The organism is Chitinophaga sp. (genome assembly GCF_035538455.1).
Taxonomy (GTDB): Bacteria; Bacteroidota; Bacteroidia; order Chitinophagales; family Chitinophagaceae; genus Chitinophaga.
The window spans coordinates 1-9,013 of record NZ_DATLKJ010000208.1; the positions used below are offsets into that span (position 1 = coordinate 1).

Sequence of the window (9,013 nt, forward strand, 5' to 3'; positions counted from 1 at the left end):
ATACCTTTGATATCAGCCGACCTTTTAATACATGGCTCGCAAAGATAATGGTGAATACAGCCATTGATTTTCTGAGAAGTAAAAAGAAACTTGTATTTACCAGCGATGTAGAGCAAATGTACGATCTGGGAACAGATAGTAAGGTGGTGGAAAAGCTGTCGTACGAAGAATTACTGAAGTTAGTGCAAACATTGACTCCCGCATACCGCACAGTATTTAACCTATACGTCATGGAAGGTTTTCAGCATCATGAGATCGCTGAAATGCTCGACATTTCTGTAGGCACATCCAAATCGAATTTATTCAAAGCAAAGAAAATTTTACAGGAAAAGATTATTAAAGCCGCTTCTACAGGCATTATTGATGATGTAGAGGCGGATACTTCTATTCATAAGAAATGAGTGAGGAATTTGAAAATAGTATCCGTAATAAGCTGAACGAAGCTGACATTCCTTTTGACCAGGAGGCCTGGAAAAAAATGGAATTACTACTGGATGCACCGGAGAAAGACAAACCCGTTGCAGCCTGGTGGTGGCTTCTATTGGCCTTATTACTATGTATTGGTGGCTGGTGGCTCATGAGTGACAATAATAATGAGGCAAAAATGAGCTTGAAGGAAAGTAGAAGTAAAAAAACAAAACCTGTTAATACTAATGCCAGTGATAACAGCAATTACAACAAAATAATAACAACAACAGGAATCACCAGTTCTATTAAAAGAATTCAGAAGCAGACAATAACAGCCGGCTCTTTTGCCACGGTAAAGCGAATAGACGCTACCAACCCCTTATCCCGAAGAAATACTGCGGTAAAAGTAAATGCTGATAAATCTGAGTATAGTAATCTGGATTCTTACAACATTTCAGTCTCTCCCCGAAAACAAACCATAAATACTATCACAACAAAATTAATTACTAACAATAACGAACATACGAAAATTAATAGTATACCTGAAATACCTATAAAAACTACATTTGCGGCTATTGATACAATAACAAAACGCAAGCCACGCCAACCATTTAATAAGTGGTTTGCAGGACTTACACTGGGGCCTGACTTCAACGTTGCTCCAGCCATGAAGCTTGGAAACGTTGGGCTGAACGCAGGCATATTGCTTCAATATTATTTTTCACGCAAATGGTTTGCCTCCGCTGGCGCGGTTTATAGCAGAAAGATCTATGGAGCTACACCTGGTGATTATAATGCCTGGACTCCACCCAATAACTACTACAGTCTGGTGAAAGTTAATGCAGACTGCAGTGTACTTGATATACCTGTAAATATGAACTTCACTTTTCTTGAAAGAAAGAAAAGCACACTGAGTGCCACTCTTGGTCTTTCAAACTATTTCATGCTGAAAGAAAAATATAAGTATATCTACAACTATGGGCCTTCAAAGGAAATCACCCTTAATAACGACAATCAGCATTATCTAGCCATACTGAACGCAGGAGCATTGTACCAATATCCTGCGGGCAAACATCTGATTCTTGGTGTACAACCATATGTAAAAATTCCACTGCATGGGGTAGGATATGGACAAGTAAAACTATATTCTGCTGGTGTATCCGTGCAGCTGATGTTCACCGGAAAAAAACAGCTATCGACCAAAGAATAGAACCCTTGTCTGTAAAGGGTTTGAACAAACCGGTCCCTTATATTGTTATTATTGACCAATATGCTTCATCCATATTTTTATGGCATGAGGTTTTCTGTTTTTTTCTTAAAAAGAATCATATGGTGAATAAAAAAGACAAAAAACCTAAATCAGAAAACCCAGAGAAGGAAGAATTTCCTGGATATCCTCAGTATCCCGCTAATGAAGATATTATGAGCGCAAAAAACCGGGACAAAGAAGTAGACCTGGATATGGATAGCCTTACGCGATCTTTTCGGCATAACAGTGAACTTCCGCCAAATAAGCATAAAAAGGATAAAGAAAGATCTGAGCAGGAAGAGACATGGAAACAGGATAAAAGCGGGGATGATCTTGATGTACCTGGCGCAGAGCTGGATGATGACAGGGAAGAAATAGGGGAGGAAGATGAAGAGAATAATCTGTATAGCCTGGGAGGAGACCGTCATCAGGACCTTGAAGAAGATAATGGAGAGTTTCCTGACGAAGATGAAGAGCGTATATGACAGGCTACAGCAATGGGCTTAAAAGCCTGCAAACAGCATCCATAAAACGTTTTGGGAAATTACGCTTATTCCATTTCGTTTCCTGTACAGGGAGGGAATACAACAGATCTTCATCAAAGATGCGGTTAAGCCTGGTTGCCACATCCTTATCGTAAACAATAGCTGCTATTTCGCAATTCAGGAAAAAGCTGCGTTGGTCGAAGTTTACAGAGCTTATCCACGACAGATTATCGTCAATAACCATTGTTTTGGCATGAATAAAACCCCTAGTGTAAAAAAACACCTTTACGCCAGCTTCAAGTAGTGGCTTTATATAAGAAAGCGCAGCGTGCTGCACAATGAAAGAGTCTCCGTGAAAGGGTAATAACAGCTGTACGTCTTTGCCTGCAAGGGCTGCCATCTGAAGCGCAGTAAGTAACTCTTCGGTAGGAATAAAATAGGGATTTGTAATACGTATCCGGTGTTTGGCCACATTGATTGCCATCAGAATAGATTGCATCGTCATAGGCCATTCGGAATCAGGACCACTTGCCACAATGTCTGTATAGCAGGTGCCATTAAGTGCAGAACGTTGAAAATACGGTGCCTCAAAAGGAAATACTTCCTTACTGCAGTACCGGTAACTCATCAGAAATTGCAGTTGCAGCAGATTTACAGCATCGCCTTCGATTTTAAGATGTGTGTCCCGCCAGAATAAATCGTGCCTGCCGTTGTTAATGTAACGGTCATCGAGATTGATGCCTCCGACAAAGCCCACTGTACCATCTATTACAATGATTTTCCTGTGATCCCTGTAATTGGCATTCAGATACAATCCTATTTTAACAGGTGAAAATGGATATATACTGGCACCATTTTCTTTTAATTGGCCAGGTATTTTCCCTATTCTGTCACTGCCCAGATCATCATAAATAAAACGGACCTGCACTCCCTGATTCAGTTTCTCTATGAGTATCTGTGTTACTTCATTCCCGATCTCGTCAGCAGAGATAATGTAATATTCAATGTGGATATGATGTTTGGCCGCTCTCAAGGCTGCTAGCACTTCCGGGAATTTTTCTTCTCCGTTAACCAGCAGCTTTACAGCATTATTTTTGGTAAGTATCGATTGCCGGGTGTTCAGCAGCATAGCTGACAACTCCTGCTTATTATCGGCCCGTTGCCGCAATTCATACTGCATCTGTTCTATCTCCATCCGTTGCGATTGCCAGTATTTGGCAAAAAGTACTTCATCCCGGCTTCCCTTCAATGTGAATCGCCTCTTTTTACGAAGATCACGCCCAAGAAAGTAATATATGATCAATCCTACGATTGGGATAAAAACCAACACCAGTATGTAACCTATGGCCTTTACTGGGTTACGGTTTTCCAACAGAATGGTACCAACAACGCCCAAAAATGTAAGTATCAGCAGTACTACGCTGCCTATTTTCAAGTAAAGATGCCAATCTGTTCCTGTAAGATAGTTTATTAGCCAATGCACCTGAGTTTCTGTTTTATTGGTTGTAAAAATAATTAACAGTTGATGCCCGTAAAAGTTAATCTTATAGAGCGCAAATGAGATTATTTATAGGGTAAATATTACGATTTATGCAAACGATTGCATGAATTGTAATTACCACGAATACTACAATTATGAAAAACGAACTATTGTTTACCTTTTGTATATGCCTTGTTACTAACAGTTATGCACAAACGAAAGATCGGTGGCAGATACAGAAAGATGGCAGCATTACCTGGAAAATATCGGATGGATTACCTCACACAGATCATATTGAAATGGCTGGAAAAAAAGTGGCATTATGGCTGCAATATGGCTTAGATAGCACAAGATCCTCACATATCAGCAGAACCATCATCTTTCCTACTTTCCGGCTGCTCCCCAATAAGACCTCATCAGCCATGATGTACGTAGTAAAGGATGAAATGCTCCCGCGAATATTTATCAATGATAAACTATGGAAACCTGACATATACAATGGGGGATTAACAACACCTATAAAAGAATCCGTGAAAACAATAATACATCATGGTGTTACAACCATTGAAAGTTTATTGACAAATGATCAGAATATAGCGTTGAAGCGATCATATTTTCCTTCTGATGATAAACCGCTTGCATTGGAACGGCTGGTGCTTATAAACAATAGCCCACGACCCGCTACTATTGAGATGGAGCAACTACAACATACGGAAAGCCCTGCTGAAAGCCGCAGTGTAAACGGGCCTTTATATTTCATGATCTCAATTACAGGATCCGGGAGGTATGAAGTAAAGCCAGGGGATTCAGTGAGCTTCGCGATTTCGTATATGGCATTGCGGGGTAACGAACAAATGTTACAGGTTAACGAAAAAGAGGAATTGGATGCCCGTTTGGCTAGGATCAGGGGAATTTCTTCCTTATTGCAACTCGATACTCCAGATACGTTATTGAATACTGCTTTCGCCTTTGCAAAAATACGGGCCACCGAAAGCATCTATCTTACCAAAGGAGGCTATTTGCATGGCCCGGGCGGCTTACGCTATTATGCTGCCATCTGGGCAAATGATCAGGCGGAATATGTGAATCCGTTCTTTGCTTTCCTGGGAGATAGCATCGCCCATAATGCGGCAATGAACTCATTTCGCTGGTTTGCAAAGTATATGAACCCCTCCTATACGGCGATCCCCAGTTCAATTATTGCAGAAGGTGACGGCATATGGCATGGAGCCAAAGACAGAGGAGATATGGCCATGATTGCCTATGGCGCTGGGCGGTATGCATTGGCCGCGGGAAATGCTGACTCCGCCCGCATTTTATGGCCGCTGATAGAATGGTGCCTGGAATATCTGAAGCGAAATATTAATGAGAACGGCGTTGTACATTCAGATAGCGACGAGCTGGAAGGCCGCTTTCCGGCAGGAAAAGCGAACCTCAATACCAGCGCATTATATTATGATGCCTTGTGCTCAGCCGTGATGCTGGCTAATCAATTACATGTGTCAGCCCGCGATTATGCTGCAAGGGCTGATACCTTGCACAAAAATATTGACCGCTTCTTTGGCGCCACAGTAGAAGGGTTTAACACTTACCGCTATTATGAGGGCAACAAAGTACTGAGAGCCTGGATTGCGACACCCCTTACCACTAATCTGTTTGATAGAAAAGAAGGAACGATAGCTGCACTCTTTTCTCCAAAACTCTGGACTGTTGATGGTCTGGCCTCTCAATCAGGAGATAGGACTTTCTGGGATCGCTCTACACTTTATGCATTAAGGGGTGTATTAGCTGCTGGTGAAACACAAAAAGCTATGGAAAAACTAGCGTACTACTCCCGAAGACGCCTGTTGGGTGAGCACGTACCATATCCTGTGGAGGCTTATCCAGAGGGTAATCAGCGGCACCTGTCGGCTGAAAGCGGTCTGTATTGCCGGATCTACACAGAAGGATTGTTTGGTATAAGGCCTACGGGTTTTAACAGCTTTGACTGTACTCCGCGGCTCCCTGCTGCATGGAATAAGATGGCTCTGCGTAATATCCATGCTTTTGGCAAAACGTTTGACCTTGAAATTAAAAGAGCCTCCAAAAGGAAGCTTTATATAGTTGCCAACGGTAAAGCATACACGATAAAAGAGGGCGATACACAGAAAGTAACGTTGTAAAAGCAGTCCTCAGCTCATGTTATGAGCAATGAGCTGAGGATCCAAATTTATTCGGCGGTTATCTCCAAAATATTGCTGGTTAGTGGTTTCAGCTTGCCGGGGGTAAGGCTGATCCCAACATTCATCAGAAAGTCGCCGCTATATGATTGATTTGTATTGAATGCGGCATTAGTGCCCGGGAAAAGATTGATTTCTTTTACCCGGTAGTTTTTACCAGGATCAAGTCCCTGCAACTTTACATTGGTGAAAACATCAGCTCTACGTGTGTTCATCAGGTAATGAAATACTATCGCTTTTTTCCTGTCGTTGGTGGTATACTGGAATACAGCCCTGTTTTGCTCGTAAGGAGAAACAAGCCGGTACAGGTTTCCGTACCACACAATATCACTGATACGTTTATACGTCGCTACTGCATCATGGCTGAATTGCATCTCCTGAGGAGTAAAATCGCTAACTTTTATATCAAATCCCAGCTTGCCCATCATAGCAACATCAGTACGGAATTTAAGCGACTGTTTGCCCCAGTTAGTGACGTGTGCCGCCATTGTATTAGAAGGAAAGAAATGAGAATAGCCGTACTGAATGTAAATTCTTTCCAAACCATCTGTATTATCACTCGGCCAGAACTCGGTGAAATACTTCAGTGCACCATAGTCTGTGCGGCCTCCACCACCTGAACAAAGCATAATAGGCAGATGCGGGTATTTTGCGCGTACTCTGTCGAGTACTTTGTAAAAGCTACGTGTATACTCTATGAAGAGGTGCGATTGTTTCTCTTTCAAATAGGGAGAGTAGGTATTGGTAAGCATACGGTTGCAATCCCATTTGATATAGGCGATTCCGGGGTTTTGGATCATCGTTTTATCCACCACGTCAAAAACGAAATCCTGTACAGCCGGATTGGTTAGATCTAATACCAGCTGGTTTCTGTAGTAATGTTCACTGCGGTTGGGAAGCCGGAGTATCCAGTCAGGATGCTGTGTGTATAATTCACTTTTGGGATTCACCATTTCAGGTTCCAGCCAGATACCAAACTTAACGCCTTGTTTCTCAGCTTCCTTAACGAGATACCCCAGTCCATGTGGAAGCTTGGTGGTATTCGGGTCCCAGTCGCCGAGACCAGCATTGTCGCCATTACGTGGGAATTTGTTGGCAAACCAGCCGTCATCGAGCAGGAAGAGGTCTACGCCGAGTTTTGCAGCACCGCCGAAAAGAGCTGTGAGCTTTTGCTCGTCGAACTGCATACCGGTGGCTTCCCAGTTATTGAGTAGCGTGAGTCTGGGTGTATGTCCATCCAGCACACCATAATTGGCCCCCCAACGCTGAAGGTTGCGGCTGGTCTGACCTTTACCATTGGCGGAATAAGTGAATATAAAAGCGGGAGTAGTAAACGTTTCACCAGGTTTCAGCGTATAATCGCTGGCGTAAGGATTGATACCAGTGGTTACATGCAGCTCATTCTTTTCGTCCACTTCAAAATCAAACCTGAAATTGCCTGTCCAGGCAAGCGTTCCGGCCAGTACCTCACCATTGTTTTCGTCAGCAGCTTTGTTAAGCGCAAGTAGAAACATGGGAGATGTATACATGTTGGCACGCACGCCCAGCTTACTGCTGAGGGTTTTGATACCGGGAGTAAGTTGTTCTTCCACAAGGGCAGCCTCCTTAGCCCAATCTCCATGGAACTGCGATAGCCAGTAGCCGGCAGCCTTGAAATGTAGCATGGACGATGCATATGCGGTCAACAATACAGATTGTTTCTCATTGTGGTTTACTTCTGTCCATGCTTTGATAACATCTTCTCGGGAATAGGTTTCAAAATGCAGGATAACGTTTACCGGATATGCAGGATCTTTCAGCACAATGTCTGTGGCCGTAATATTATCGTCTTTCCTGGAAACACGATGTGATACATATTTCAGTTCCAGTGAAGGGTTGCCATCGTTGTGAATTATACGCAACGCGGGTTCCAACAGACTTTCCATACCGGCAGCGATATATGCTTCCTGCGAGGACCTGGCCATAGTATCTGAGTGTTGTGGTTGCAGCTGAGGCCCCAGGTATTTTTGTATGAGCCGCCCTTGGGAGCTTACATTGTAAACGAGGCTTACATGCTGTGTTGAGATATGTATCAGCTGGGCCTTTGAGCTATACGTGGCAATTAATAATACTATCGTTAATAATCTTTTCATGTCGTATTATTTATTCGTAGGAGAGAATAAGCGTACAAAATACAAATAAAAAAACGCCATGCTTATGTTATATTAACCAGCCCCTATGCATTTATGTAAACTCTGCAGCAATATCACATCAGTGAGTAATTGATATTTATCTTTGTTGATATTGAAATAATAAGGTAGCAGTCCGAATAAAAATTTCCGGTGTTTAGATTTGATTAACTTTTTTCTGATAAAAAAATATTTGTTTTGAATTGATGGAAATTAACCCGAGAAAACTATTTGTCATTGTTGGTTACCCGGATTCAGGAAAGAGAATAACCTTACATCATCTTTTTAAAAGAAAGAGCTTCTTTCCTTTCAAGAACCCGATACAAGCCATAGGCTTAGACAACACTAAGTTTGTGGTGGTGAATGTTACCAACCGCCGCAGGCGAACAGAACTTTATCTATCGCAGGTAAGGGATGTATTACAATGGCATGCGTTCAGTTCAACATCATTTATGATTATGATGAGCCTTATTCTTGACGATGGTATTCACGACGTCCGCAAGATGTTGGAATATCTGAATGAATCTTCATTTGATCTTTACTATCTTATATTGGAGAGTAATGTGAAGAACAAGGGGTTGATACAGGAGCACCACCTGGAGACGTTCAGTAGTCTTGTAAAGAAAGGGTATATCTACCATTTCGAAACACTGGTTACTTCGTCTCCGCCGCGGTTGAAGCAGCGGGCAGATGAAGTGAAGCAAGTAATCAGGGATATTTTGCGGGAAAAGAAAAGTAAAATGTAAGTTGCAGAAGTGTTTGTTCAACCATTGACGAAATATGAAAACACGAATCCTCATTATCATTCTCTGTATATATACTGGTATGGCCGTAGCTCAAGCCCGGCCTGATATCTGGCCCGGAACCTGGCGGATGGAATACAAGCCCTGGCCCCATATCCCTGCTGTGATTATGGAACTGCGTATAGGCGAGGGCAGACAGAAGACGCTGTACCCGGCTCAGCTCAAACTAAATTATGCTACGTTCTCAGCAACATACGAACT

General features: G+C 42.5%; 8 protein-coding genes. 6 read left to right on the plus strand and 2 right to left on the minus strand.

The window, feature by feature from the left end:
* The 3 genes from VM802_RS24565 to VM802_RS24575 all read left to right on the plus strand — a co-directional run.
* Positions 1-401: RNA polymerase sigma factor (locus VM802_RS24565; protein WP_325535629.1), on the plus strand; the 401-nt coding region annotated here is incomplete at its 5' end.
* A gap of 77 nt (positions 402-478) precedes the next feature.
* Positions 479-1,618, plus strand: a complete 1,140-nt coding sequence (locus VM802_RS24570) for a hypothetical protein (RefSeq protein WP_325535631.1) — start codon at positions 479-481, stop codon at positions 1,616-1,618.
* A gap of 119 nt (positions 1,619-1,737) precedes the next feature.
* Complete coding sequence (locus VM802_RS24575) at positions 1,738-2,142, plus strand: hypothetical protein (RefSeq protein WP_325535633.1); 405 nt, start codon at positions 1,738-1,740, stop codon at positions 2,140-2,142.
* A gap of 4 nt (positions 2,143-2,146) precedes the next feature.
* Here the strand turns inward: VM802_RS24575 and cls are convergent, their stop codons facing one another.
* A complete protein-coding gene (gene cls / locus VM802_RS24580; protein ID WP_325535635.1) occupies positions 2,147-3,625 on the minus strand; it encodes a cardiolipin synthase in 1,479 nt (492 codons plus the stop codon).
* 152 nt (positions 3,626-3,777) lie between these two features.
* On the opposite strand from cls, the gene VM802_RS24585 reads away from it, so the two are divergent.
* The gene (locus VM802_RS24585) at positions 3,778-5,784 is read left to right on the plus strand and encodes a glucosidase family protein (protein ID WP_325535637.1); all 2,007 of its coding nucleotides are present in this window, start codon (positions 3,778-3,780) and stop codon (positions 5,782-5,784) included.
* Positions 5,785-5,831: 47 nt separating this feature from the next.
* Here the strand turns inward: VM802_RS24585 and VM802_RS24590 are convergent, their stop codons facing one another.
* Positions 5,832-7,973: an alpha-galactosidase gene (locus tag VM802_RS24590; RefSeq protein WP_325535639.1), complete on the minus strand. Its 2,142-nt coding sequence runs from the start codon at positions 7,971-7,973 to the stop codon at positions 5,832-5,834.
* A gap of 242 nt (positions 7,974-8,215) precedes the next feature.
* Here VM802_RS24590 and VM802_RS24595 point away from each other — a divergent pair, with 242 nt between their 5' ends.
* Together VM802_RS24595 and VM802_RS24600 are read left to right on the plus strand one after the other, a co-directional pair.
* Entirely contained in the window at positions 8,216-8,755 is a 540-nt protein-coding gene (locus VM802_RS24595) for a hypothetical protein (RefSeq protein WP_325535641.1), read from the plus strand.
* Positions 8,756-8,789: 34 nt separating this feature from the next.
* Positions 8,790-9,013 (plus strand): hypothetical protein (locus VM802_RS24600; protein WP_325535643.1); only part of this gene is annotated, 224 nt, incomplete at its 3' end.

Coding starts and splice junctions, on each gene's coding strand:
- VM802_RS24570 (WP_325535631.1), top strand. CDS start 479: ATGGAATTACTACTGGATGCACCGGAGAAAGACAAACCCGTTGCAGCC.
- VM802_RS24575 (WP_325535633.1), top strand. CDS start 1,738: ATGGTGAATAAAAAAGACAAAAAACCTAAATCAGAAAACCCAGAGAAG.
- VM802_RS24585 (WP_325535637.1), top strand. CDS start 3,778: ATGAAAAACGAACTATTGTTTACCTTTTGTATATGCCTTGTTACTAAC.
- VM802_RS24590 (WP_325535639.1), bottom strand. CDS start 7,973: ATGAAAAGATTATTAACGATAGTATTATTAATTGCCACGTATAGCTCA.
- VM802_RS24595 (WP_325535641.1), top strand. CDS start 8,216: ATGGAAATTAACCCGAGAAAACTATTTGTCATTGTTGGTTACCCGGAT.